Source organism: Lysinibacillus sp. K60, assembly GCF_019731275.1.
Taxonomy (GTDB): domain Bacteria; phylum Bacillota; class Bacilli; order Bacillales_A; family Planococcaceae; genus Lysinibacillus; species Lysinibacillus capsici.
On the sequence record NZ_JAASJR010000002.1, the window covers coordinates 564,955 to 589,886 of the forward strand.

Annotated in this window: 26 protein-coding genes; 22 read left to right on the top strand and 4 right to left on the bottom strand. The window is 37.6% G+C overall.

Annotated features, from left to right (window positions below; all coding sequences use genetic code 11):
- Positions 1-19 precede the first annotated feature (19 nt).
- Complete coding sequence (locus tag HCH28_RS06580) at positions 20-568, top strand: flavodoxin family protein (protein ID WP_221680294.1); 549 nt, start codon at positions 20-22, stop codon at positions 566-568.
- 218 nt (positions 569-786) lie between these two features.
- Positions 787-1,686 carry a LysR family transcriptional regulator gene (locus HCH28_RS06585; RefSeq protein ID WP_221680295.1) on the top strand — a complete coding sequence of 300 codons (900 nt, stop codon included), beginning with the start codon at positions 787-789 and terminating at the stop codon, positions 1,684-1,686.
- 22 nt (positions 1,687-1,708) lie between these two features.
- Here the strand turns inward: HCH28_RS06585 and HCH28_RS06590 are convergent, their stop codons facing one another.
- Together HCH28_RS06590 and HCH28_RS06595 are read right to left on the bottom strand one after the other, a co-directional pair.
- The gene (locus HCH28_RS06590) at positions 1,709-2,737 is read right to left on the bottom strand and encodes an S-layer homology domain-containing protein (protein ID WP_221680296.1); all 1,029 of its coding nucleotides are present in this window, start codon (positions 2,735-2,737) and stop codon (positions 1,709-1,711) included.
- Between the two features lie 125 nt (positions 2,738-2,862).
- Positions 2,863-3,600, bottom strand: a complete 738-nt coding sequence (locus HCH28_RS06595; RefSeq protein ID WP_221680297.1) for an SDR family NAD(P)-dependent oxidoreductase — start codon at positions 3,598-3,600, stop codon at positions 2,863-2,865.
- 160 nt (positions 3,601-3,760) lie between these two features.
- On the opposite strand from HCH28_RS06595, the gene HCH28_RS06600 reads away from it, so the two are divergent.
- The 15 genes from HCH28_RS06600 to HCH28_RS06670 all read left to right on the top strand — a co-directional run bounded on the left by HCH28_RS06600 (position 3,761) and on the right by HCH28_RS06670 (position 17,969).
- Positions 3,761-4,369: a TetR/AcrR family transcriptional regulator gene (locus HCH28_RS06600; RefSeq protein WP_221680298.1), complete on the top strand. Its 609-nt coding sequence runs from the start codon at positions 3,761-3,763 to the stop codon at positions 4,367-4,369.
- Positions 4,370-4,575: 206 nt separating this feature from the next.
- A complete protein-coding gene (locus tag HCH28_RS06605; RefSeq protein ID WP_004230657.1) occupies positions 4,576-4,737 on the top strand; it encodes a hypothetical protein in 162 nt (53 codons plus the stop codon).
- Positions 4,738-4,890: 153 nt separating this feature from the next.
- Positions 4,891-5,805 carry a metal ABC transporter solute-binding protein, Zn/Mn family gene (locus HCH28_RS06610; RefSeq protein ID WP_221680299.1) on the top strand — a complete coding sequence of 305 codons (915 nt, stop codon included), beginning with the start codon at positions 4,891-4,893 and terminating at the stop codon, positions 5,803-5,805.
- A gap of 9 nt (positions 5,806-5,814) precedes the next feature.
- Complete coding sequence (locus tag HCH28_RS06615; RefSeq protein ID WP_004230653.1) at positions 5,815-6,543, top strand: metal ABC transporter ATP-binding protein; 729 nt, start codon at positions 5,815-5,817, stop codon at positions 6,541-6,543.
- A gap of 11 nt (positions 6,544-6,554) precedes the next feature.
- Positions 6,555-7,427 carry a metal ABC transporter permease gene (locus HCH28_RS06620; RefSeq protein ID WP_004230651.1) on the top strand — a complete coding sequence of 291 codons (873 nt, stop codon included), beginning with the start codon at positions 6,555-6,557 and terminating at the stop codon, positions 7,425-7,427.
- Positions 7,424-8,293 carry a metal ABC transporter permease gene (locus HCH28_RS06625; protein WP_221680300.1) on the top strand — a complete coding sequence of 290 codons (870 nt, stop codon included), beginning with the start codon at positions 7,424-7,426 and terminating at the stop codon, positions 8,291-8,293. The genes HCH28_RS06620 and HCH28_RS06625 overlap by 4 nt, the downstream gene beginning before the upstream one ends.
- Before the next feature lie 222 nt (positions 8,294-8,515).
- A complete protein-coding gene (locus HCH28_RS06630) occupies positions 8,516-9,712 on the top strand; it encodes an MFS transporter (RefSeq protein WP_221680301.1) in 1,197 nt (398 codons plus the stop codon).
- Between the two features lie 146 nt (positions 9,713-9,858).
- Positions 9,859-10,512, top strand: coding sequence for an ArsR/SmtB family transcription factor (locus HCH28_RS06635; protein ID WP_221680302.1), 654 nt, complete (start codon positions 9,859-9,861; stop codon positions 10,510-10,512).
- A gap of 45 nt (positions 10,513-10,557) precedes the next feature.
- On the top strand, positions 10,558-11,823 hold the full coding sequence (locus HCH28_RS06640) for an MFS transporter (protein WP_221680303.1): 1,266 nt from the start codon (positions 10,558-10,560) through the stop codon (positions 11,821-11,823).
- A gap of 210 nt (positions 11,824-12,033) precedes the next feature.
- Positions 12,034-12,270: a P-loop NTPase family protein gene (locus HCH28_RS06645; RefSeq protein ID WP_221680304.1), complete on the top strand. Its 237-nt coding sequence runs from the start codon at positions 12,034-12,036 to the stop codon at positions 12,268-12,270.
- Between the two features lie 559 nt (positions 12,271-12,829).
- Positions 12,830-13,618 carry a lipid II flippase Amj family protein gene (locus tag HCH28_RS06650; RefSeq protein ID WP_255600892.1) on the top strand — a complete coding sequence of 263 codons (789 nt, stop codon included), beginning with the start codon at positions 12,830-12,832 and terminating at the stop codon, positions 13,616-13,618.
- Positions 13,619-13,767: 149 nt separating this feature from the next.
- Positions 13,768-14,442, top strand: coding sequence for a response regulator transcription factor (locus HCH28_RS06655; RefSeq protein WP_221680306.1), 675 nt, complete (start codon positions 13,768-13,770; stop codon positions 14,440-14,442).
- On the top strand, positions 14,439-15,800 hold the full coding sequence (locus HCH28_RS06660; RefSeq protein WP_221680307.1) for a sensor histidine kinase: 1,362 nt from the start codon (positions 14,439-14,441) through the stop codon (positions 15,798-15,800). The genes HCH28_RS06655 and HCH28_RS06660 overlap by 4 nt, the downstream gene beginning before the upstream one ends.
- Positions 15,801-15,949: 149 nt before the next feature.
- On the top strand, positions 15,950-16,912 hold the full coding sequence (locus HCH28_RS06665) for an alpha/beta fold hydrolase (RefSeq protein WP_370635331.1): 963 nt from the start codon (positions 15,950-15,952) through the stop codon (positions 16,910-16,912).
- A 190-nt stretch (positions 16,913-17,102) separates the two neighbouring features.
- The gene (locus tag HCH28_RS06670; RefSeq protein ID WP_221680308.1) at positions 17,103-17,969 is read left to right on the top strand and encodes a DMT family transporter; all 867 of its coding nucleotides are present in this window, start codon (positions 17,103-17,105) and stop codon (positions 17,967-17,969) included.
- Between the two features lie 26 nt (positions 17,970-17,995).
- On the opposite strand, the gene HCH28_RS06675 is transcribed toward HCH28_RS06670, so the two are convergent.
- Positions 17,996-18,682 carry an ArsR/SmtB family transcription factor gene (locus HCH28_RS06675; RefSeq protein ID WP_202341089.1) on the bottom strand — a complete coding sequence of 229 codons (687 nt, stop codon included), beginning with the start codon at positions 18,680-18,682 and terminating at the stop codon, positions 17,996-17,998.
- Between the two features lie 88 nt (positions 18,683-18,770).
- Here HCH28_RS06675 and HCH28_RS06680 point away from each other — a divergent pair, with 88 nt between their 5' ends.
- From HCH28_RS06680 to HCH28_RS06695, 4 genes are all read left to right on the top strand, one after another.
- Positions 18,771-19,079, top strand: coding sequence for an antibiotic biosynthesis monooxygenase family protein (locus tag HCH28_RS06680; RefSeq protein ID WP_004230621.1), 309 nt, complete (start codon positions 18,771-18,773; stop codon positions 19,077-19,079).
- A gap of 25 nt (positions 19,080-19,104) precedes the next feature.
- Complete coding sequence (locus tag HCH28_RS06685) at positions 19,105-19,935, top strand: CbrC family protein (protein ID WP_221680309.1); 831 nt, start codon at positions 19,105-19,107, stop codon at positions 19,933-19,935.
- Between the two features lie 23 nt (positions 19,936-19,958).
- A complete protein-coding gene (locus HCH28_RS06690) occupies positions 19,959-21,068 on the top strand; it encodes a PA2928 family protein (protein ID WP_221680310.1) in 1,110 nt (369 codons plus the stop codon).
- Between the two features lie 94 nt (positions 21,069-21,162).
- Positions 21,163-21,453 (top strand): hypothetical protein, encoded by a 291-nt coding sequence (locus HCH28_RS06695; RefSeq protein WP_221680311.1) that lies wholly within the window; start codon positions 21,163-21,165, stop codon positions 21,451-21,453.
- Positions 21,454-21,568: 115 nt separating this feature from the next.
- Here the strand turns inward: HCH28_RS06695 and rpoN are convergent, their stop codons facing one another.
- Positions 21,569-22,888 carry an RNA polymerase factor sigma-54 gene (gene rpoN / locus HCH28_RS06700; RefSeq protein ID WP_255600896.1) on the bottom strand — a complete coding sequence of 440 codons (1,320 nt, stop codon included), beginning with the start codon at positions 22,886-22,888 and terminating at the stop codon, positions 21,569-21,571.
- Between the two features lie 567 nt (positions 22,889-23,455).
- Between rpoN and HCH28_RS06705 the strand changes: the two genes are divergently transcribed.
- Positions 23,456-24,847 (top strand): sigma-54 interaction domain-containing protein, encoded by a 1,392-nt coding sequence (locus tag HCH28_RS06705; RefSeq protein ID WP_221680313.1) that lies wholly within the window; start codon positions 23,456-23,458, stop codon positions 24,845-24,847.
- Positions 24,848-24,932 lie beyond the last annotated feature (85 nt).

Sequence of the window (24,932 nt, forward strand, 5' to 3'; positions counted from 1 at the left end):
AAGGAAGTAGGGATACTAAATGTCAATAGCAGTTATTTACGGTGGAAATCGTCCTGATGGGAATGTAGAGACATTAACAAAATTAGTTATTCAAGGCCTAATGGTAGAAGAAATTTATTTAAAGGATTATTTAATTCAGCCGATCATTGATAAGCGTCATACTGAGGAGGGCTTTTCTAATATCAACGATGATTATAACGCCATCATTGACCGCATACTTCCGCATGACATTCTTATTTTTTCTACGCCTATTTATTGGTATAGCATGACAGGAATAATGAAGAATTTTATTGATCGATGGTCGCAAACTTTAAGGGATCCAGATTATCCTGATTTTAAGGCCCTGATGTCTTCTAAAAAAGCATATGTCATTGCAGTTGGTGGAGATGAGCCCTATATAAAAGGGTTACCCATGATTCAGCAATTTCAATATATATTTGACTTTATTGGGACAAAATTTGAAGCTTATATTGTAGGAGAAGGAAACAAACCAGGCGACATTCTACAAGATTTAAAAGTGTTATCTGCAGCTAATCTTCTAAAAAATGAATTAGCAGGGAACGAGTAATTGATAGCCGGATAAAAAGACTTATTTGGAATCTATTATGATCCAAATAAGTTTTTTTATTTAAATTTTAATGGCAACAGGCTTGGCTCCATCGTTTCACGATTGCTTTGTTCGCAAGCCTGTGTCCCTGTCACTTAGCTACTAACTAGTGTAAACTGAAATTCACTATCGATAAAGATGAATGTTTCGGTAAAATTGAATAAAAGGGGTTTGAGTGAATGGATATGAAGCAACTTCAGACGTTTTTAACAGCAGCTGAGACCTTAAGCTTTACTCAGACAGCACAGCTTCTTGACTACGCTCAATCAAGTATCACTGCCCAAATTAAAACATTAGAGCAGGAATTGGGTGTTATTCTTTTTGAGCGCCTAGGAAAACGTATTGTCCTAACAGAAGAAGGTAACCGTCTACAACAGTATGCCAAAAAAATGCTAGAGCTAGATCGTGATTTGAAAAAAGCTATGTCCACTGAGCCCGAACAAATCGTCTTAAAAATTGGGGCTCAAGAAAGTCAGTGTGTCTATCGACTACCAAGTATTTTACAGCAATTTCAACAAGCACACCCGCAAGTGAAAATCATTTTCAAGCCTGTGCATACAACAGCTATTGCAAAGGATTTATTACAAGCTGGTAAACTTGATATTGCATTGATAACGGACACTTATCAGGAAACTGCCATGCTCAAGCGAGAGCGATTGATTCAGGAACAGCTTGTTTTTGTGAGTGCCCCCAAAGAAATTAGTCAGCCTCTATCGGCTCAACAAATTTCAACTGAAACGATGCTGTTAACAGAAACAGGGTGCTCCTATCGTAATCATTTAGAGGCACAGCTACAGCAAGAGGGTGTCAAGCCCTTACAAATGATTGAATTCGCCAGTATTGAAGCGATCAAGCAATGTGTGATGGCAGGGTTAGGTATTACATTTTTACCTAAAATGGTTGTAGAGAAGGAGCTGGAAAGTGGGCAATTAATGGAAGTACCGTCCACAGTTGATTTAGCGCCGATTTATACAGATATTGCATGGCATAAAGATAAGCATATGCATCCCTGTCTCGAAGATTTTATTGCCATCGCCAAACATAGCTATGAAGCTTTTAAGGATGAAAAAAGAGCCTGAATGAATCAGACTCTGTTACAAATTATTGCTGCTTGAGGGTACCCGAAAAATTGGTGCCTTCATTACGTTCAGCACGACAATCAATCTCGGACACCTTTAGGGCATTATTGGATAAACGTTCAAACTCGACGACACAACGATTGCCATTCGAGGATGTATTCATGAGGGCTTTCATGTTGCTTGTAATTGTGGCTGTGCCATTTACACTACCTGAAGCGGAGCCATCATTCGCCGTTAAAGCAATAGAAAAGCTCTTGTTTGTGGCATTGGAGATTATAGCATCACGGCGGTTAAACTCATTTGTACCCTTACCCCATTTATAGTAATAGGTATACACACCTTCCCATGCGCTTTTACTAGGAGTAGCCTGTTGTAATGATTTGTCGAGCTGATTTTGAGCATTTTTTGCCCTACTATTTAAAGATACGTTGTTGGCATTCTCATGAATTGCTTGTGCATCCGCTGAAATTTCATAATAATTTCGTTCGTCCATACGATAGAGCATCGTGACAACTTGCGCACGGGTCATGTTGTTTGTCACGCCATAAAACTTTTGTAAATTTCGCTCTTCGTACTGTGGATTTAGCCCGGAAGAAATATAGGTATCAAGTAAAAATTGAATAGATTGATTTAAGCCCTTCTTACCGCTAGCTAAATGAGCAATAGCCTGTGCCACTACACCGCGCTTCACAGTAGCCGCTCGGATTCGGTTGTCGAAATAGCCATTTAAAGGCACCCCATAGCTTGCGAGCTGGTTATAGAATTCATCCGACCAGTTTGCCGAAGGAGTTTGCTTTTTTAATTCGTCGATGGGCGTTTCGAGCTCATAAAAATTGGCTAATAGTTTTGCTAATTGCTGTTCCGTAATGGAAGCATTCGGTTTAAATGTACCGTCTGTAAAGCCGTTAACAATATCATATTCTTCTGCCCATAAAATAGCTTCATAGGCATAATGATCCTTTGATACGTCCCGAAAGCCAGCAGCTTGTACATTGCCTGCACTAGCTATTATCAGAATAGAAAATAATAATGTACCTATTACTTTTTTCATTTGTTGTCTTCATCCTTTCTTGCTCGCTTTAGTAATAGTTTGCAGGAAATGGATAAAAACTGCAAATTTTTCTAGTGAAAAAATAATCGCTGCCCTTTGTTGGGTAGCGATTATTTTAAACGTCGTTATTGGGCTGTGTAGCCACCATCTACTGTTAATGTGTTCCCTGTCATAAACGTTGAATCTTCACATGCCATAAATAAAACAGCTTTCGCCATTTCCTCTGGTTGTCCTAGTCGTTGCATAGGTGTGATCTGACGTAATGGCTCCTTACTTTCTTCCGGGATAATTGGTGTATCAATAAAGCCTGGACATAGGGCATTGACACGAATCCCCCGCGTAGCAAATTCCAATGCTAATGAACGTGTTAAATTAATCACGCCACCTTTTGCTGCATTATAAGCAGCTGATCCTGGCGAGCCAACCCAACCATACATTGAAGCTGTATTAACGATTGTTCCACCATTCGCTTTTAGCATTTCTTTGATGGCAGCCTGTGCCATTAAAAATACACCATCTAAGTCTACATTTACAGTTTGACGCCATTCCGCATAAGGAAGCTCCTCAGTTGGCGTAACACGTCCAATTCCTGCATTATTAAAAAGGACATCGACTTTGCCAAATGCCTCAATAGTTGTTTGATAAATAGCTGCTACTTCCTGTTCATCCGTTACGTTTGCTTTGATAAACATGGCTTCTGCTCCTGTTGCCTGTAGTTCAGCTGCAAATGCTTGGCCTTTTTCCTCGTTTAGGTCCACAAGCACCACTTTTGCTCCCTCTGCTACAAATAATTGGGCTGTTGCAGCACCGATACCAGAAGCACCACCTGTAATAATTGCGACTTTATCTTGTAATTTCCCCATACATGACACTCCCTTAAACAATCTTTTTTCTTGCACACTGTGTAAATCACGGTGTACTTTTATTGTAAAACGCCTGAAAACGGAAACAATCATTAATGTCGTAGTAAATATCTAACTAGTAGACATATGTGCCTGAAATGTCTAAAAGGGGGAAGTAAAATTGCCAAAATGGACACAAAGACAAGAAAGAACCCGCCGTCATTTTTATGAAGCGTTTGTCGAGTTAATGAAACAGCATGGTTTTCAAGCCATTACAGTGAAAGATATTGTAGAACGAGCGGGCTATAACCGTAGTACCTTTTATGTGCATTTTCAAGATAAATTTGAACTAGCAGAGAATTTACTAGAACAAATGCTGAGTGGTCTGGAAGTGGCAGTAGGTGAACCCTATCTATATGGTGAAAAGGTATATACGACAAAATTGAAAGCACCATCCTTTAATATTATTCATTACATTTATAAGCACCGTCAGTTTTTCGAGCTGCTGAATGTGGAAGATACGATTCCTGGGTTGCACACCCGTATGCCCTTAACGATTACAAAAATTTATCAAGAGCAATTTAAATTTGAGACAATCAATCAGCAGCCTGTCAACATGAACATGTTCAAGCATTATACTTCCTACGGCTTTTATGGATTGATGATGCAATGGATTGCAAGCGGTTATGAAAAATCAGAAGAAGCTTTAATCAAGGACATTATTGAATTAACGAAAACACATATTTATGCATTTGAATTTATAGGAAAGCCGCTGGAAAAAGAAGAATGAAAGTATATTAAAATAAATATATGTATTTTTATAAAAGAATCTCTAATGTCTGCATTAGGGATTTTTTTGTTTGGGCTAAACTAATTTTTGTGTAAGAAAAAAATTTTTTAAAAGAAATTTTCATAAAGTAGTTGAATTTTATTTGTATTAAGCATATATTTTTCCTAAGGGAAACAAAATATCTCCAAAGAAAGAAGAGTGCGTGAATGAAAGATTTAGGTGATTTCAAGCTGACGATTCTTCCAATGGCCATTTTAATTATTTTAGCAATCGTATGGAAACTGACCGATTCAGTAGGCGCAGGTATGATGTTAATACTTTTCTGGATGAGCTGGCGCCAGCTTATCAGGAAAATGAATATAAATTAAGGTATTGTATGGAAAAAGTTAGGAGATTGAAGTTGAATACTACTAGGGGCGGGCATGACAAACAATTTACGGCTTGTCCGCCGATTGGTTACTTCGTTGTTTAGGCACTTTTTTCAAACAATTGCTTAAAAAAGAGAAAGTCGAGGTAGGAAAATGAAACAATGGTTAGGTGTGATGGTATTATCACTCTCATTTCTATTATTAGGCTGTTCAGCAGAAACAGAGGGTGAAAAAGAAGGTATTGTGGTTGCAACCACTGGACAAATTGCAGATGCGATAAAAGAAATCAGTGGTGATCATTTACAGGTATCAGCATTAATGGGTCCAGGTGTAGATCCCCATCTCTACAAGGCGACTCAAAGTGATTTATCAAAATTGGATAAAGCAGAAGTCATTTTTTATAATGGCTTACATTTAGAAGGACAAATGCTCGATATATTTGAACAAATGGCGAAGGATAAAACGGTCTTGGCAGTGGGCGAGACATTAGATGAAAAACAACTGCTTGCCAGTGATACGGATGCCATGCTCCATGATCCACATATTTGGTTTGATATTGAGCTTTGGAAAGGTGTTGTCAAGGCAATCAGTACGCAGCTTCAGGAAGAATACCCTGAATTTAAAGCAGATTTTCAAACAAATGAAGCAGCTTACTTGAAAAAGCTGGATGATTTACAAAGCTACGCAGAAAAGCGGGTGAATGAAATACCACAGCAACAAAGAATATTAGTAACCGCTCATGATGCATTCAATTATTTTGGCAGAAGTCAGGCATTTGAAGTACGTGGCTTGCAAGGGCTGAGTACGGATTCAGAGTATGGAGTGAAAGATGTTCAGGAGATGGTTGATTTCTTAGTAGAAAATAAGATTAAGGCTCTTTTTATAGAATCCAGTGTGTCCGATAAGGCGATGAAAGCTGTTATTGAAGGGGCTAAGGAGAAAGGCCACGACATTGTCATCGGTGGAGAATTATTCTCCGATGCTATGGGAGCTGAAGGAACAACAGAAGGTACGTATGTAGGTATGTATCAACATAACATCGACACGATCGTCGATGCATTAAAGTAGGTGAAGAATATGTATGCATTAACAGTGGAAAATCTATCGGTGGCGTATGATAAAAAAACAGTATTAGAAAATGCCTGTGTAACAGTGCCTACAGGTCATCTAGCTGCCATTATTGGCCCAAATGGTGCAGGGAAATCCACATTTTTAAAGGCCATTTTAAATCAGCTTCCCAATAAAGTAGGAAAGGTAGAAATTTTAGGGAAGGTGTTTGAACCAAAGAGTTTAGTAGTAGGCTATGTTCCTCAGCGTAATGCGGTGGATTGGGATTTCCCAACAAATGCGTTGGATGTGGTGCTCATGGGGCGTTATGGCCATACAGGTTTATTTAAAAGACCGTCTAGGCAGGATAAAATTGTTGCTCGACAAGCTTTAGCAAGTGTTGGGATGCAGGATTTTGCAGAGCGTTCCATCGGGCAGCTTTCAGGAGGTCAGCAACAGCGTGTATTCCTGGCTAGAGCCCTTGCACAAAATGCAGATATCTATTTTTTAGATGAACCATTTGCAGGAGTAGATGCTGCGACAGAAAAAACGATTATTGATATTTTAAAGGATTTAAAGGCACAGGGAAAAAGTATTTTTGTTGTGCATCACGATCTTCAAACCGTTAAAGAATATTTTGACTATACGATTCTATTAAACAAAACGATTTTAGCATCAGGCGCAACAGAAGATGTTTTTACACCAGAGCAATTACAAAAAACATATGGTGGTAAACTTTTCATGATGCAGCATGTGTAAGGAGGGACATAATGTTAAGCGGTAACTTATTGTGGGTACTGAGTGGAACGATGTTACTTGGCATTGCAGCAGGTATCACAGGCACGTTCTCCTTCTTACAAAAACAAAGTCTAGTTGGGGATGCTGCTGCGCATGCAGCATTACCAGGCATTGCCCTTGCGTTCCTGCTAACAGGTCAAAAGGAATTGCCGATTTTAATGCTAGGAGCAGGCATTACATCTGCATTATCTGTGTATTGTATTCAATGGATTGTGTCATTTTCAAAAATGAAGGCTGACGCTGCCATTGGATTAGTCCTCACTGTATTTTTTGGTGTGGGTGTTGTATTTTTAACAGTGGTCAACCGTAGCCCACTGGGGAATCAGAGCGGTCTGAATAATTTTATCTTCGGTAAAGCAGCGACGATGACCAAGGCAGATTTAATGTGGCTCTTTATTAGTGCAACCATCATTATTGTAGTTAGTCTCTTGCTTTATAAGGAATGGAAGCTACTGATCTTTGATCCTGTTTATGCAAAAGGGATTGGCTTACCGATAGAGGCTTTAAAGGCAACATTAACGGTTTTAATTGTTATGACAATTGTTACAGGTATACAAGCTGTTGGCGTTATTTTAATGTCAGCTCTATTAATTATTCCTGCTGCCAGTGCCAAGCTATGGACAAAAAAATTGAGCACAATGCTCATTTTAAGTGCTGCGATTGGAGGTATCGCTGGCATAACAGGAACCTTTATTAGTGCAATTCGAACAGGGTTATCGACGGGTCCGATAATTGTCTTAGTGGCAGCAGGTATATTCTTTATTTCGTATTTTATAAGTCCAACTGGTCAAATTAGTAAATATCGTAGGAAAATGCAATTTCGAAAGCAGGGTGATGTAAGATGATTGAATTTTGGGTTGTATTCACGGGACTGTTAGTTGGGATAACTTGTGGAATTGCAGGTGTCTTCCTCATCTTGCGTAGAATGTCCATGATTGCAGATGCGATCAGTCATACAGTGCTCTTTGGCATTGTGATGGCTTACCTTATTACCCAAACGTTGAATGGTTTTTGGATGTTGGTAGGTGCTGCGTTTGCAGGAATTTTAACAGCCTATCTTGTGCAATTATTACATTCTTCTGGTATTCAAGAAGACGCAGCGATAGGCGTAGTGTTTACATCTCTGTTTGCAGCAGGTGTTCTCCTTATCACCTTATTTGCAGGCAATGTGCACTTAGATGTTGAGCATGTTTTAATGGGAGAAATTGCTTTTGTTCCTTGGGATAAATGGACATTGCTTGGGCTAGCAATGCCTAAGGCAGTATGGATGCTCTTGCTCGTCCTCGTCATTAATATTGGGTTCCTACTTCTTTTCTTTAAAGAAATGAAGCTTGCGACGTTTGACCCTGTTTATGCAGCAACCATTGGAATTCCCGTTGTCTTTCTTCATTATGGCTTTATGACATCGATTTCGTTTACAACAGTGGCAGCTTTTGATAGTGTAGGGGCCATTTTAGTGGTTGCCATGTTAATTGGACCAGCTGCAACTTCCTATTTAATCAGCAAGACGATTAAGCAAATGTTTGTCTATAGTATGCTCTTTGGAGCTGCTGCTTCCGTCATTGGCTATTATTTAGCGAAATTCTGGGATACCTCTATAGCAGGTATGATGGCGACAACAGTCGGCTTCATTTTTTGCATGACGTTCATCTGTCAAAAAATCGTTGAGCGTAGAAAGAAAGCACTTGTTCATAAACTAGAAACCTCTTAACGAAAAACATCGTTTGATACGCTCATCAAACGATGTTTTTTCTATTGGGGGCAAGTTCAAACTTTTGAATGAGTACTCCTTCTAGGAAAAATAGTATACTCGTTAAGATAAACTAGAAAGAGAAAGTGTAGCATAGCATCTAGCAAATTTTTCTATATTTTTATGTACGAATATTTAAAATTTTGTTACGATAAATTTTATGATAGCAACAAGGAGAACAGCATGTGGAGAAATCGAAACGTATGGATTATTTTATTAGGTGAATTTGTCGTAGGTCTCGGCTTATGGGCTGGCATTATTGGCAATTTAGCCTTTATGCAAGAGGTAGTACCTTCTGACTTTCACAAATCATTAATTATTTCTTGTGGTATTTTAGCAGGCTTAGTCGTTGGTCCAATGGCAGGGCGTATCATTGACCAATCGAAGAAAAAAACGGTTGTCCAGTTGGCGAGTATCGGACGCATCATCAGTGTTTTATTTATGTTTATCGCACTTTATACTAATTCTGTCATTTGGATGATTCTATTTTTAATCACACTGCAAATAGCAGCAGCATTTTATATGCCTGCCTTGCAATCTATTATTCCCATGATTGCGAAGGAACAGGATTTAATTACATTAAATGCTTGGCAAATGAATGCGAGAACCATTTCAAGGATCGTCGGTACAGCCGCTGCCGGATTTATGCTCAGTTTTTTTGAGTTAAAATGGTTATATATTATTTCATTTATTGTCTATTTAGGTATGTTTGTCATTACTAGTCTATTGCAATTGGATGAAGCATCTACTGAAACGATGACAAACAAAGAAAAAGGGAATTTTAAAGAAGTGTTACCGATGGTCAAAGAGCATCCAGTCGTCTTGATGACCCTTGTCTTAATGTTAATACCTACATTATTTTTAGGCTCTTTTAATTTAGTAATTATGAAAATAGCTGAAATTCATCAATCTACCACAATTTCAGGATTATTGTATACGGTGGAAGGTCTCGGATTTATGCTTGGTGCAGCTGGTTTAAAAATGATTGCTGACCGTGTACAAATGGGTACTCTGCTTTTTTCATTAGCCTTTATTATCGGCTCAATGGAGCTACTATTATTACTGGCAGATATTCCATTTTTCGCTTTAGTGGCATTTGGCGTTTTTGGCTTTTCAGTTGGCTGTTTTTTCCCAACAACAATGGTAATCTTCCAAAAGCAAGTACCCAAACAGTTCCATGGACGCTTTTTCTCATTCCGCAACATGATTGATTCAGTCGTCTTTCAAGTCGTGCTTTTATCGACAGGCATGATGCTAGATTTAATTGGTTTAAGTGGTATGGGACTTGTTTTCGGAATCATAAGCTTAAGTTTAACCACTACTTTCTTATTTTACGCTAAGAAAAAGAAAGTCGTTATGCATGCACATTCAATCAATTAAAAAGGTAGAACATGTTTCTTTGGAAGCATGTTTTATTTGTGCATAAAAATGTAGATGTGTATCAATCGATTGACAATGGTAAAATAAAACATTATCATTCAACTATTCAATAAATTAATTGAATAGTTGTAAGGGGGTTAGTATTAATGAATGAGCGTAATTTAAAGGATTTGTTATATCAAGAATTCGCTAGGATAGGAAAAAGTTTATCTAGTCCTAAGCGATTGGAGATTCTTGATATACTTTCTCAAGGTCCGAAGTCTGTTGAGGCATTAGCCAAGAACACCGACATGTCAGTTGCGAATGTATCTCAACATTTACAAACACTTTTGAACGCCCGATTAGTAAAATTCACAAAAGAAGGTAATTTTGTTATTTATGAATTAGCAGATGATGTGATTTCTGATTTTTTAACGACATTACATGCATTATCTGAAAAGCAATTGATTCAGGTTCAGCAAATAAAAGAAGCATTTTTTAATGAGCACCTTGGTATAGAGGGAGTAACACTTACCGAGCTTATTACTCGAATGGAAAAGGGGGAGGTTTTATTACTAGATGTTCGTCCAAAAGAAGAGTTTGAAAAAGCACATATTCCTGGAGCTGTTTCGATTCCAATTGAAGAGTTAGAGGAACAACTATCTTCATTGCCAACCCATTTTGACATTGTGGCTTATTGTAGAGGCCCCTACTGCTTATTGTCAGCACAAGCTGTAAAAATGTTGAAAGCAAAAGGCATGAATGCTTTTCGATTAGAAGAGGGCGTTTTAGAATGGCAAAGTTTAACTGAAAATAAATGAAGTGTTTGTAGCTCTGATAAAGATTAATGGAAAGAAGGTTGAAAAATGGTTGAAAAATCTCAAGAGTCAATTGCGTCCTATATTGAGTCACCAGAAAAACTAAAAAACCTATATAGGCGTGTATTGATAGTTGTTAGCTTATCCCAAATTTTTGGTGGAGCTGGACTTGCAGCGGGTATTACTGTAGGCGCTCTACTGGCACAACAAATGCTTGGAACGGATGCCTATGCGGGTGTACCCTCTGCATTATTTACATTAGGCTCTGCGGTTGCAGCTTTCATTGTAGGAAAACTATCACAACGTTATGGTCGCCGCATAGGCTTATCAACGGGTTTTATAGTGGGTGGACTCGGTGCAATAGGTGTAGTCCTTGCTACTTTAATAAATAGTATTGTGTTATTGTTTGCCTCTTTATTAATCTATGGAGCTGGTACGGCAACTAATTTACAGGCACGCTATGCCGGGACAGATTTAGCCAATAATAAGCAACGTGCTACAGCAATCAGTACAACCATGCTTATGACCACGTTTGGTGCTGTTTTAGGTCCAAATTTAGTAGAATGGATGGGAAAAGTGGCCCTGTCTATCGGTATTCCAGCTCTAGCGGGACCATTTCTATTATCTGCTTTGGCCTTTATTATGGCGGGGCTTGTATTGTTTACTATGTTGCGTCCTGACCCTCTAGAAATAGCGAAAGCCATAGAGGCACATAAGCAAAAAATGAACAAAGAAAATCAAACACCATCCATGCCTATATCAAGCAATAAAAGAGGCCTAGCGGTAGGAGCAACAGTTATGGTCCTAACACAAATTGTCATGGTGGCCATCATGACAATGACACCTGTACATATGAAACATCATGGACATGGATTAGCTGAGGTTGGTATTGTGATAGGGTTTCATGTAGGTGCTATGTATCTGCCATCACTCGTCACAGGTATGCTTGTTGATAAAATCGGACGTACGGCAATGAGTATTGCTTCAGGTATTACGCTGCTGCTCGCGGGCGTAGTGGCTGCATTTGCACCAAGCGATTCCATGGTGTTACTCATTGTGGCACTTTCTTTACTGGGATTAGGTTGGAACTTCGGCTTAATTAGTGGAACTGCTCAAATTGTTGATGCGACGGAGCCTTCTACCCGTGCAAAAACACAGGGGAAAATGGATGTCTTTGTGGCATTGGCAGGTGCATCAGGTGGTGCGCTATCAGGTATGGTAGTAGCGAATTCAAGCTATGCAGTGTTGTCCTTAGCAGGAGGGCTATTGTCGTTAGTATTAATTCCTGTTGTCATTTGGTCTAGAAGAGCCTAAAAAAGAGAAGGAGAAAAAAGGGAATCTCATCATCTTGGACATGGTACCTTTTGATTGCGCAAGATGTTGTCCGACGTGATATGTTAAAGGTGCATTTATCGAGAAGGCAATCTTTCTATTGAATTAATTCGTCAAATCGCAGAGTATGGTAAAGGTCGTTGTGAAGTTGTCATTGTAGAAGGAATATTACATACCAGTCGTTATGGAGCTATGTTAAAAGATTTAATCCACTTCTATGATCAGAAGGCCAATACTTATTATTTTGATTTATCTTTTGAGGAAACCGTTATTCGTCATCATTCTAGCGCTAAAAAGAATGACTTCGGGGAAGATTCTTTACGTGCTTGGTGGAATCCGCATGATTATCTTGGGGTGGATGGAGCATCGCTGCTGACGGAAGAGATGTCACAGGATGATCGATTAAAATTGTTGGTAAAGCAACTATAGAAGTAACAAAAACTTACCCTTTCTTAGGGTAAGTTTTTTCATAGTGTTGAAAAACAAAACCATCAATAGAATTGTTGTAAAAGGTAAAAATGGATTTCCGTGCAGGTCACTTGCTTTCCTCTTTGGCGAACACAGCTCCGTTTAGAGGTTTACCTGTATCGCTATCCCAGAAGATTCAAGTAGCCTTCCACTCCAACCCATTAAAATGTTTCTTTTTTAGAAAAATTTATCGAATAAAACAAAGGTGTTCACTACTCTTTATGGCGAGGGTAGTCACTCATCACTTCTCACTACTGCCAGTATGAAAGAGGAAAAGACACTTTTGTAGAATGGTTGATTGGAGAGGAGTCAGCAACACAGAGGAGACCCCTAAAGCGAACGCCCTGGAAAGGACACTGGCGGAACGAAATCAAACCCTCGCCTTTTAAAATTGCATTTTCTACCGTTGACATCACATTTTTTCAATTGGAACTATTTTATTGAATAAGCGTTACAATATTAAATCGTTAGAAAGCGAAGAGTAGGTACATATGTGGATTTAATAACAGAAAAATTAATCATGATTGCTTTATTTATTTTAATCATTCATGCGATTGAAACGCTTGCCTATGCCGTACGTTTATCAGGAGCACGTGTCAAATTACTAGCATCGGCTTTATCTCTTTTTAATGTAATGGTCATGGTGTCGAGGTTAGCAAATATGATGCAACAACCATTTACAGGGAGCCTTGTTGATACAGCCCCTACGGTTAATGCGATGACATTTGTAGAGCATCAATTTCGACTAATTATTGGAGCGGCTTCGCTTGGAACAATAGTAGGAATCTTACTTATCCCCACCTTTGTAGCCATTTTTTCAAGGGCTATCGTTCATTTGGCTGAGGAAAGAGGTTCAATCCCGTCTTTATTGAAAAAGGGCTTTACATTTGACTATGTAAGACGGGGGATTAAGCATATTCATACACCAAATTTTAGTTATTTAAAAGGCATTCGTCTACAGGATATACCGATTAAATTATTTGTCATCAATATTGTCATTACAGCTATCTATACGATTGGCGTTTTATCTGCATTGTATGCCACATTATTAGTACCAGAATTAAAGACTACTGCTGTTATGGCATCTGGATTAATTAATGGCATTGCAACGATACTATTAATCCTATTTATTGACCCGAAAATATCCATTCTAGCAGATGATGTGATCAATAAGAGAGGAAGCTATCTAGACCTAAAAAGAATGTCTGTTATGATGATGTTTTCCAGATTTTTAGGAACCATTGTGGCACAGTTATTATTGATTCCAGGGGCTCATTACGTTGCATGGTTTGCAAAGCTAATTGCTTGATTAGAACCACTTCCTTTATGTTTTTTTAGGAAGTGGTTTTTTACTTTTAGGACACAGCAATTAATCGTGAGGTGTGGTAGGGGAGAAGTAAAGAAATTATATAGTATAATGTGGGTGAATAATAGATTCGAAAAGAGGGGAACGAATGTATGCCAACGATACTTGTTGCGGATGACGATGCGAACATTCGTGAACTTGTTTGCCTTTTTCTGCGCAAAGACGGGTTCACTACAATGGAGGCAGGAGATGGTAAAGAAGCATTAGCCATCTACGGCTCAGCACCTATTGATCTTGTTGTACTGGATATTATGATGCCAACGATGGATGGCTGGACACTATGTAAGGAGCTCCGCAAAATGAATATGGATCTTCCTCTACTGATGCTGACTGCAAGAGGGGAGACATGGGAAAAAGTGAAGGGCTTTGAGCTTGGAACGGATGATTATTTAACAAAGCCATTTGATCCGTTAGAGCTAACTGTACGTGTAAAGGCACTTTTAAAGCGCTACAGAATTGGCCATTCGCAGACCATTCAACTTGGTCAAGTCACGTTGGACCGTCAGACCTATAAAGTAATGAGAGGAAAAGATGTTATTTCACTACCACTCAAGGAATTTGAATTATTATATAAGCTTGCAGAAACACCTGGACAAGTCTATACAAGAGAACAACTGATCGACCAAATTTGGGGGATTGATTATGTGGGAGATAATCGAACCATCGATGTACATATTAAGCGCCTGCGTGAGCGCTTCAACACCATCACTGATTTTCATATCGATACAATAAGGGGTCTGGGCTATAGGCTTGAGGTTGAGGAATGATTAAATCTTTATATACACGCGTCGTTTTAATCTTTCTAGTTGCTGTCATTGGGGGAACTGTTATCTCTTTTTTCATGGCAACATGGGTATTTAAAGATAAATTAAATGAAAGCTTACAAATTCCCTTACTAAATTTTGGACAAGACATGGTACAAATTTTTGACACATTGCCATATCATGAAGCAGATCGTTTTATACGTGATATGCATCAGCTTGAATCCTATCATATTCGCATTTATGAAGAAACAGGGCAGTTTACGTCTTACGGAAAGCTTCATGGCAATCAGTTAGCCCCTGTAACAATGGAACAAGTACAAGCTGTACTGGATGGAGAGGTCATTCAAGTAATTCCAAGTGGTATTTCATCAATATTTGTCGGCATACCTCTAACAACAGAAATGGGAACTAGAGCGATGTTTATCCAAACGATTTCTTTACCTTCAACCTCTTTTTCCATTAAGTTGATTTTGAATTTTGCTACTTATGCCCTTGTTATTGGAAGCGTTGTGTTTTTAGTTGCAGCGATGTTTTTAGTCAAGCCAATCAAAAAACTAACACAAGCAACTAAACATATTGCTGGTGGTGATTTCAATGTCGAATTAAATATTAAGCAATCGGGGGAGTTAGGTACGTTGGCTAAAAGCTTTGAAGACATGGCGGAGGAGTTACAGCAGCTAGAGCAAATGAGGAGGGATTTTGTATCAAATGTGTCTCATGAGGTGCAATCTCCACTTACCTCCATTTCTGGTTACGCATTAGCACTGAAACAAGTCGATGTAACGGATGACGAGAAACGCCGTTATCTTGATATCATCATTTCAGAGGCCAATCGAATGTCTAAGATGAGTGATAGTCTTTTAAAGCTGAGCTTACTAGAATCAAAGACACAGCCAATGCTTCTCGATACGTTCAGTCTAGATGAACAAATTAGACGTGTCATAGTCTCCCTCCAGCCTCAATGGTCCTCTCGTAATATTGATTTTGAGCTTCAGTTGAAGGCTGTTCGCCTCATGGCTGATTACGATCAATTACATCAGGTATGGACAAATATTCTTACGAATAGTATTAAATTTTCAAGTGCTAATGATACGATTGAGATCAGCATGAAGCATAGTGCAAATCATGTGACAGTCCGAATAGCGGATAGAGGCATTGGGATTTCTTTAGAGAATCAGCAACGTATATTCGAACGGTTTTTCAAGGCTGATCGTTCCCATAGTCATAAGTATGAAGGCAGTGGGATGGGGCTTGCTATCGTAAAGCAAATCGTCTCGCTACATCGAGGAGAAATTGAAGTCGAGAGTGAGCTTGGATACGGGACGACAATGATTGTCAGATTACCTATCACCTTAAATTAAAGAGAGAATGTTTGTCGTAACATTTTTTTTGTTGTTCATCTTGTGTTCATCTTGTCGTCATGCGTAAGACATCTCTCTCCTTTATAGTAACACTAACAGCTCAAAAGTAGCTGGAATAATCGTAGTAAAGGAGGGAGGCACGAGTAAAGGTGAATCCCCCTCGTGCATCAAACATGAAAAAATTTATGCGTGTTTTACTGAAATCAATGGCAATCCTAGGTGTATCAATTGTGGGGTTACTTGTCATTGTTTTTACAATAAACATTATTTGCAACAAAATAGAGCAAGGAAAAATAGAACCCTATGGTCAGCTCGTCTCCGTTAATGGGGAAAAGATGAATGTCACTATTCAAGGAAAGGGTACTGAAACCATCGTATTACTACCAGGCTTTGGGACTGCAGCACCGACGCTTGATTTTAAGCCATTGATAGATGAACTAGCTCCCTATTATAAGATCGTCTCAATAGAGCCATTTGGCTATGGCTTAAGTGAGGATACAGCTAAAGAACGAAGCACAGAGAATATTGTTAGTGAAATTCATGAAGCTTTACAGGAGTTAAAGATTGATCGGTATTTGCTAATGGGCCATTCGATAGCAGGCATCTATGGACTCGATTATGTTAATAAATATCCGAATGAGGTAACTGGATTTGTCGGAATTGATAGCAGTGTCCCTACACAGGATGGTATGGACACGAAGTTTCCAATCAAGTCGTTACAACTTCTAAAAAAATCAGGGATTGCAAGAATTCTTATAAAATTTTCAGATGATCCCTATGCAGGTCTTCCGTATGATGATGACACAAAAGAGCAAATTAGGATGATTACACTCAAAAACTTTTATAATACAAGTACTTCAAATGAATTAGAATATATAAGCGAAAATTTTACAGCAGCAAAAAATCTTATATTCCCTAAAGATTTACCGCTTCTCTTATTTGTCCAAGCAAAAAGTGGTGGAGTTGAAAAGAACTGGATACCGCTTCATGAAGAACAAGTCAAACATTCAGTTTATGGCAAAGTAATCACATTGGATGGGGATCATTACTTACACCATACAAAATCGCAGGACATCGCAGACAACGTCAGATCGTTTATGCAAAATAAATAATCCATAGTATCTTACCTCTTTGCTTTTGGAGGTAAGATTTTTTAAAGACTATTCCTTTCATTAATTTCTTCCTAAGGAAAGCTTATAAAATTTTTCAATCGAGTTGTAATCCATACTTCGATGAGTATTGAAATACTTCCTGATTATAATGGACGTAGAACAATTATTCTATCAGGTAAGGAGCTATTGGATGAAAAATTATCAATTTATTGCTTTATTAGTAGTAACGACCTTTTTAATGGGTTCATCATTTGCCATTGTTAAATTAGGCTTACCGTATGCCTCGCCTTTATTATTGGCTGCACTTCGTTTTATATTGGCTGGTATAATCATGGCGATCGTTGTTATCATCTTGAAGAGACCCCATCCTATTACAAGGAGGGAGTGGTTCAAGTTATGCATGATCGGGCTCTTTCAAACGGCAGGTGTGATGGGGTGTATTTTTTTAAGTCTACGCACCATCACGGCAAGTGAGTCTTCTATTTTAACATTTACAAACTCATTACTGGTTGTGATTTTTGCCACCATTTTCATGAAAGTGCGCTACCGTTTCTATCAATGGATAGGGGTTTTATTTGGTTTAATCGGGGTGATGATTACGATGGGGGCACAAGTTGATTTGAAAGTAGGGATCCTTTTTGGCTTGCTATCAGCTATTTTTTGGGCTACTGCCACCCTGTTAGTGAAAAAATGGGGCGTGTTATTTGATACGTGGGTTTTATCTGCTTATCAGATGCTGTTTGGTGGCTTACTATTATTAATAGGAAGTTTATTGTTAGAACAGCCATTTTTTATTGTGAACCCACAATCGTTATTTATTCTATTGTGGCTTAGTATTTTTTCCTCCATCATTCAATTTGCAGGGTGGTATTATCTTCTGCAAAATAGTGATCCAGGGAAAACAAGTGCCTATTTATTTTTAGCTCCTTTTTTTGGCGTATTAACAGGCTGGGTGTTATTGGATGAACCGTTAAAACCATCACTAATGGTTGGCGGCTTACTCATCATCATGGGCATTTATTTAGTAAACCGTACTTTTAGTAGAGAAAAGGGCTAGGAGATAACTCCGTGCCCTTTCCTATTTTACAAATCTAAATGAAAGATCTCTTTAAAGCCTATTTTCCCTTTCTCCGTCACTTTAATGGCGCGAATAGAGGGAACGCGTAAAAGCCAACCAAGGTTGAAAAATTGATTTAATAGCTCACAGCCTAATGCACCAGCTAAATGATAACGCCGTTCACTCCAATCTAAACAGGCATGAGAAAAGGATCGTCGTTTTCTCTTTAAAGCAGTTAAATCGATTCCGAATGTCGTAAAAAATAATGTGCCCTCATCTGTCAGGACAAATTGTTTACCCTCCAATGTAAGATAGCCTGCCTTCAGCATTGATTCCGTTAATTGGACACCCAATTTACCAGCAAGGTGATCATAGCAAGTTCTAGCATCCTGTAATAACTTGATTTGGCTCGATTGCTTTAATGAACGTACTTCAGGTGGTGGAGAGATGGCTAGGAATGACTCTAAAAAATGAGCAATGTCCTCACCAGCCAATTGAAAATAACGATGACGGCCCTGTTTTTCAACTTTTATCAGCTTTCCTTCTACTAATTTAGCAAGATGAAAGCTAGCAGTTTGTGGTTTGATGGCAGCCATATAAGCTAGTTCACTAGCCGTATGAAAACGACCGTCCATCATACTAGCAAGTATGGTTGCCCTTGATGTTTCACCAAGAAGTGCCGCTATTTCTGCCATGTTTGGATTAATTCCCATTCTGTCACAATCCTTTCAGTGTCCTATATTTAGATTTTAGTCAAAGTCATTATGGTTTACAATAAAAGTAATGGAGGAGGAGAAATAAATGGAAACATATTATGCAGTGATTTTTACATCGCAAAGAACTGAGCAAGATGGGGATGGCTATGGCAAGATGGCTGACCTAATCGATGCCTTAGCACAGCAACAGCCTGGCTTCATTCGTGTTGAAAGTGTTAGAAATGAGGAAGGAAAGGGCATAACAGTGTCTTATTGGGAATCGCTAGAGGCTATCCAAGCATGGAAAGACAATGCTAAGCATTTAACAGCACAACAATTGGGTAAAGACAAATGGTACACAAACTATAAAGTGGAAATCTGCCAACTGATAAAAGATTATTCATTTGCCAAATAGCAAGTGAGAAGGAGGCTTATTTTTTATGACGATTGTGGAAGAATGGCACGAACTAAGACAAAAATTTAATCCTTCCAATCCGATAACCATTAATCAAATGCATATTTTTAAAGATCAATTAAAGCAGGTTCAACAAACAGAAGAAACATTAAGGATATTAGTAGAGGTTTACTGTTTACTTAGGATGTATCCTGAGGCATATCAGTTATTTACTGTCATTATGAATAAAGACGATAAAAAGGATCTGAAAAAATATGGCGTTCTCCAGACCTACATAGATAAACCAATTACGGTGAATCCTCTGCTACCAAGAAAAATTAGAGACCATCAGCAACTTAAAACGAAAATTCCAACGTTTAAATATCTACCAAACCCTCTTGAGGCTGAAATTTTTGAAACAGATGAAATCGTTGTATGTGATTGTTGCGAGCAAGAAGTGGATGTTTATTATACTGGTGGTATTTATGCAATTGAGGACGTAGATTATCTTTGTCCTTCCTGCATCCATAGCGGGGAAGCAGCTCAAAAATATGATGGTTCTTTCCAGCAAGACTTAATGGATGATGAACAGGTTACGAATCCCAAGTTTGCGGAGGAAGTGCTCTTTCGGACGCCTGGCTATGTAAGCTGGCAGGGCAATAATTGGGTGGCACATTGCTCTGACTATTGTGCGTTTATCGGCTATGTTGGTTGGCGTGATTTAGTAGAGCTAGGAATTGAGGATCAATTTGATAATTATACCGGCTTTTCAAAAGAAGAACTTTCCGCATCCTTAATGAACAATGGGCATCATCAAGGATATTTATTTCAATGCTTGGAATGTGACCGTTATGTGCTTTATTCAGATTTTAGTTAATCGTTGTTTGAGGGGGTAGAGAAGTGGAACAATTTCTACAACGATATATCTATTCATGGCGTTTAAATGGTTGGCTCACCCACGATATTTTTTTCTGCATCGTGCTAGGCATAGGATTTTTACTGTTAATGTTTATCGTCATGAAACGAAAACGACTCGTTACTTCTAGCATTTTGCTCATTGTTTTTTTATTGGTCAGTAACCTATTAATGATTGTTTTTGGCTTAGCGGGGAGAGGCTTTCCCATCAAATCAGATTCTCCGATTTATACGGATGATTCACAAAGCATTGCTGTTCAAATGGTGCAAGGCTCAGAAAATAATGGGACATCGAATGGTATTACACATGTAATCGCCCACCATCTCCTAGTAGCTGTGAATTTACAAACAGGTGAAAAGCAATGGACAAAATCAGCTTCCTATAAAGAAACACTGCTCGGGGAATTTATGGGTGGTGTTCTTGTCCATCATCGTGATGATGAATTTGGTCAATTATCACTGGTAGATATGGAAACAGGCAAAGAAATACTTTCTGAAAAAGATTTTCGAACGCACCACCCGTCATTAATAGCGATATTGAGCAATAACGCACATCAAATGGCTGTCCTAGAGAACAATTTATATTTGGAAGGGGTCGATGGCAAATTCTATCGCTTTGATGGTAAAACATTAAGTGAGGATGCGAAGGCTCAAGATTACCTATCTGCCCGTTTTTTCATCGAGACAGAGTTGCCAGGATATTTTGCCACACATCCACAGCCTGTAGAGAATTATCAAGGTATTCGAGATTTTAGTGAAGCTGTCCTAACTGAGCCAGCCATTCGAGCCTATGAAAATTTACAACCAAAAGTGGTGGATGTAGATATCATAGAAAAAACGGCTCTTGTTTCATATAGGCAAACACAGCGAGAAAGTGCTGAACACATGTTATTGCTCTATGATATGAACAAACATCAAATATTGTGGGAAAGCAATATTGGCATCATTAATTCCCAGCAGCAACAGCCCGCTGTACGGACTTTAGAGAATAGCTATGTTATTCAAGCTGGTGATAGATTACTGGTATTGGACAAACAAATGAAAAAGAGGTCTGTTCACTATCATCTACGTTGGAATCGTCCTATTGATGAGTGAAATCTACTGGAAAAATCGTTCTTTTTTTGATTCGCCAAAAAAGGAGTATAATTTAAGTAGGAAGAAACTCTGATTAAAAGGACGGCATGCGAATATGGATGAGCAATTAGTAGAGTGGATTATACGCTTTCAAAGGGACAAGGATATGGAAGCACTGGCCCATTTAAAAGATTATTGTTATGAGATGATCGAGCCTTTGATGGAAGAATTTACGATGAAGTATGGCGAAGAAGCAGGAGAGTTATTACGCCTAAAGTGGGATAAACGATTTTATTTTATATTTACAAAATATCAAGTGAATGTAGGGCTACCCCTAGAGACATTTGTAAAAAATACGTATCGTTTTTATTTCATGCAGGTGTTACAAAAGGCTGGTTATAAGTAATCGAAAAAACCCTTCATTTGGGAACTGACAGTCGTTTTTGAGACAGTCAATCCCCATAATGAAGGGTATTTATTTTGTCTTTAACCTCTTAATAAGTAACTGATAATAAAGTTTTTTATAAATAAATGCGTTTAGATGAATTGGCTATGTTCAATTCTTTACGATATTTTGAAACTGTGCGTCGTGAAATTCGAATACCCTCAGTTTCTAATTTTTCAGTTAGTTGTTGATCTGATAAAGGAGTTTTTCTATTCTCATTTTCTACCAATTTTTTAATGCGACTTTTTATATAGGACACAGAATCAAGCTTTCCTGAATCGTTGATAATTCCTTTTGTAAATAAAGACTGGAGTGCAAAGATTCCATGTGCTGTACGGATAAATTTATTTTTAACCGCACGACTTATGGTGGATTCATGCATATTTAATGCTTGTGCAACATCTTTTAAACGCATAGGAGATAAGGCTTTTATTCCATGTTCAAAGAATGAAGCTTGTAAATCAAGCAGTAATCGTGTCAGGCTGTATAAAGTTTTATCACGTTGAGCTATTCCTTGTGTTAAAGCTATAATATCGTTCATGCATTGTTGGTAATAGGCATAATCTTCAACGGACTCTTTTAATAGATCTACGTAATCTTGATTAATTTCTATTTTAGGTAAAAACCGATTATTTAGTTCTATTATCCATTCCCCATCCAATTTGCTAATGATTATATCAGGTATAATATACACGCTAGTAGCATTATTATCCAATGAAGCTGGAATGGGTTTTAGGTTTCGTATATATTGTATTGTTCTTTGAGTTTCTTCTATTGAAATGTCGTAAGTTGTACTTAACAATTTAATTGATAAATTAGCTACTTGTTCTAAATGATGTTGAATGAATGGAGCTGCAAATGGTGGGGCCTCTATATCATTGTAAATTTGAATTAATAAATATTCTTTCATATTTCTAACGCCAACGCCAAGAGGTTCGAATGTTTGTAATAGATCTAACAGTGTATTTATATGGTCTAAAGAGATGTTAAATGATTTAGCAACTTTGGATAAATCTACATTTAAAAATAGATGTTCATCGAGGTTATGTATGAAATATTTTAAAATTTCTCTGTCATGTTGTGTAAGACTTAGATGTAAAGGTATTTGATCGAGTAGTTGGGTAATATATGAATGTTGCTGTGTTAGCCTAGTTTGAATGAAATCATACTGTTGCTTTTGCTTAGGTTGAATACCTTTTATAGACATTGTGGCAAGGTCTACAATATCCTTTGTGTGATTCATGTTTTTCTCAATAACAGTTAATAGTGGATTTTCATTTGATTTCTCATAAATATGTTGTTCTAATTCGGAGCTGGAGTATTGTAGTAGTTCCAATTGATGAATGAGTTCAGTTGTCAACGTTTGAGTAATTTGTTGTGAGACGTTTAAATTCATTTTCAAGGGAATCACCTCATTTTCTCTATGTAATGTTATTATTATCTAATCTACAAATTTTGTCTATATTGGATCAGATATTTAGTAAAAAAACATAATGCTTAAAGGTAACTAGTTCTTACAATGAGTAGGAAAGCAGATAAAGATAAATGAGCTGTTGTTGAATGAGATAAACTTCTAATTTAGAGGATGATATAGAATATAGACATAGTTATAAATGTTAGCTACCCAGTCATGGAATGCCCCATTTAAAGTTAGATATTCTGTTTAACTTTTAGCTACCCAGTCATGGAATGCCCCATTTAAAGTTAGATATTCTGTTTAACTTTTATGGGGCAATTCAATTTTGCATGGCTTTTCTCATGCTCTATAATCCTAACTTGAAGAAAATTATAAAGGTAAGATGTAACTTTTGGCGAATTAAAAAAGATAAGATAATTAAACTTCCGTAAAAGGTGTAATTCTCATGAAACCTAATCCATTAACTATTTTACGGACTATTACGAGCTATTTTCACTATAAACAAATTGGCTATATTACTTTTTCGATTTTTGTGGGGGGAATATCATGTTGAATGCCGAAAAATTAGTGCAATCTATGCTGGATGCCTTTGGTGAACTATTACAATTGGAAATGGCCTATTTCACTTCGAATGGTGAAGTTTTTATAGCAACGGAAGAATATAGAAAGCAAAAAGGGATACAGGTACACCTTCCGTTCTTTCAGAAGTATTATTCTAAATCTGTTCAATATTTACAAAAACCTGGTCAAATGAAAGTATGTTCTGGTTGTAGGTTCCAAAATAACTGTCCATCTAAAGTGGAAATGCTAATGAATTTAGTAAAAGGAGATCGTCACTTCGGATATTTGACATTTGTCAGTTTTACAGATGAGGGGGAGAAAAAATTTTCATCTGAGCCGAAGGAATATCAGTATTGGTTAGCTCGGTTGGGAGATATGATTATGAATGCCCTGAACAACGAAGGATCCTATTTATTGCTTGAACATAAAAAAGGATTTGATACGAAATATGTATTAGGCAACGCACCTCACTTACAACTTATAAAGAGTAAGTTAAGTAGTATTGCAAATAGCCCATCTTCAATTGTCATAACAGGAGAGACGGGAACAGGGAAAAGTTTATTAGCGAAATATATTCATTCAAATAGCATTACACACAAAGGGAAATTTATAGAGTTGAATTGTGCAAGCATTCCAGAAAACTTGTTTGAAAGCGAGTTATTTGGCTATGATGAAGGGGCGTTTACAGGGGCTAGAAGAAAAGGGAAAATGGGCTATTTTGAAGTAGCAGATAAAGGTACTTTATTCCTCGATGAAATTACAGAATTACCATTACATTTACAAGCGAAGCTATTAACAGTTTTGCAAGATGGGCTTATTTATAGAGTCGGAGCAATTGAGCCTAGAAAAGTAAATGTCAGGATTATTGCTGCGACAAATAAACCTTTAGAAGATATGGTGAGAAAAGGTGAGTTCCGTTCGGATTTATATTATCGACTAAATGTGATCCCTTTAACATTACCTCCTTTAAAAGAAAGAACAGATGAAATAGAATATTTGATTGTAAAGTTACTTGAAAAGATTCAGCATAAAACAGGGAAATTTATTAAAGATTTTTCGCAGGAATTTTTGGAGGAATTGAAATTATACTCTTGGCCAGGGAACATAAGAGAGTTAGAAAATGTATTAGAGTACAGTATGGTAATGGAAAATTCCCTACAATTAACAAGGGAAAGCTTACCGAAATATATCATCGAGAATAATCAAGCACAAAATCTTTTTAGCAATTCTACTATATTGAAAGATACAGAAATGGAGGTCATTTACCAAATGCTCTCTATATATGGAAATGACACTGCTGGAAAAGAACGTGTTGCTGAAGAATTAGGCATAAGTACAAGAACGCTTTATAGAAAACTAAAAAGTGTAAATTTATAGTTTAAGTTTGACACAAATACCTTGCTTATAGAGATTTTTAAATTTCTCAACTCCTTAATGGGGAATTTAAAATGAACTTCCTAGG

Coding starts and splice junctions, on each gene's coding strand:
- HCH28_RS06655 (WP_221680306.1), top strand. CDS start 13,768: ATGCCAACGATACTTGTTGCGGATGACGATGCGAACATTCGTGAACTT.
- HCH28_RS06605 (WP_004230657.1), top strand. CDS start 4,576: ATGAAAGATTTAGGTGATTTCAAGCTGACGATTCTTCCAATGGCCATT.
- HCH28_RS06595 (WP_221680297.1), bottom strand. CDS start 3,600: ATGGGGAAATTACAAGATAAAGTCGCAATTATTACAGGTGGTGCTTCT.
- HCH28_RS06680 (WP_004230621.1), top strand. CDS start 18,771: ATGGAAACATATTATGCAGTGATTTTTACATCGCAAAGAACTGAGCAA.
- HCH28_RS06630 (WP_221680301.1), top strand. CDS start 8,516: ATGTGGAGAAATCGAAACGTATGGATTATTTTATTAGGTGAATTTGTC.
- HCH28_RS06695 (WP_221680311.1), top strand. CDS start 21,163: ATGGATGAGCAATTAGTAGAGTGGATTATACGCTTTCAAAGGGACAAG.
- HCH28_RS06615 (WP_004230653.1), top strand. CDS start 5,815: ATGTATGCATTAACAGTGGAAAATCTATCGGTGGCGTATGATAAAAAA.
- HCH28_RS06585 (WP_221680295.1), top strand. CDS start 787: ATGGATATGAAGCAACTTCAGACGTTTTTAACAGCAGCTGAGACCTTA.
- HCH28_RS06645 (WP_221680304.1), top strand. CDS start 12,034: ATGTTAAAAGATTTAATCCACTTCTATGATCAGAAGGCCAATACTTAT.
- HCH28_RS06625 (WP_221680300.1), top strand. CDS start 7,424: ATGATTGAATTTTGGGTTGTATTCACGGGACTGTTAGTTGGGATAACT.
- HCH28_RS06670 (WP_221680308.1), top strand. CDS start 17,103: ATGAAAAATTATCAATTTATTGCTTTATTAGTAGTAACGACCTTTTTA.
- HCH28_RS06705 (WP_221680313.1), top strand. CDS start 23,456: ATGTTGAATGCCGAAAAATTAGTGCAATCTATGCTGGATGCCTTTGGT.
- HCH28_RS06660 (WP_221680307.1), top strand. CDS start 14,439: ATGATTAAATCTTTATATACACGCGTCGTTTTAATCTTTCTAGTTGCT.
- HCH28_RS06635 (WP_221680302.1), top strand. CDS start 9,859: ATGAATGAGCGTAATTTAAAGGATTTGTTATATCAAGAATTCGCTAGG.
- HCH28_RS06610 (WP_221680299.1), top strand. CDS start 4,891: ATGAAACAATGGTTAGGTGTGATGGTATTATCACTCTCATTTCTATTA.
- HCH28_RS06650 (WP_255600892.1), top strand. CDS start 12,830: ATGATTGCTTTATTTATTTTAATCATTCATGCGATTGAAACGCTTGCC.
- HCH28_RS06675 (WP_202341089.1), bottom strand. CDS start 18,682: ATGGGAATTAATCCAAACATGGCAGAAATAGCGGCACTTCTTGGTGAA.
- HCH28_RS06640 (WP_221680303.1), top strand. CDS start 10,558: ATGGTTGAAAAATCTCAAGAGTCAATTGCGTCCTATATTGAGTCACCA.
- HCH28_RS06620 (WP_004230651.1), top strand. CDS start 6,555: ATGTTAAGCGGTAACTTATTGTGGGTACTGAGTGGAACGATGTTACTT.
- rpoN (WP_255600896.1), bottom strand. CDS start 22,888: ATGAATTTAAACGTCTCACAACAAATTACTCAAACGTTGACAACTGAA.
- HCH28_RS06590 (WP_221680296.1), bottom strand. CDS start 2,737: ATGAAAAAAGTAATAGGTACATTATTATTTTCTATTCTGATAATAGCT.
- HCH28_RS06685 (WP_221680309.1), top strand. CDS start 19,105: ATGACGATTGTGGAAGAATGGCACGAACTAAGACAAAAATTTAATCCT.
- HCH28_RS06580 (WP_221680294.1), top strand. CDS start 20: ATGTCAATAGCAGTTATTTACGGTGGAAATCGTCCTGATGGGAATGTA.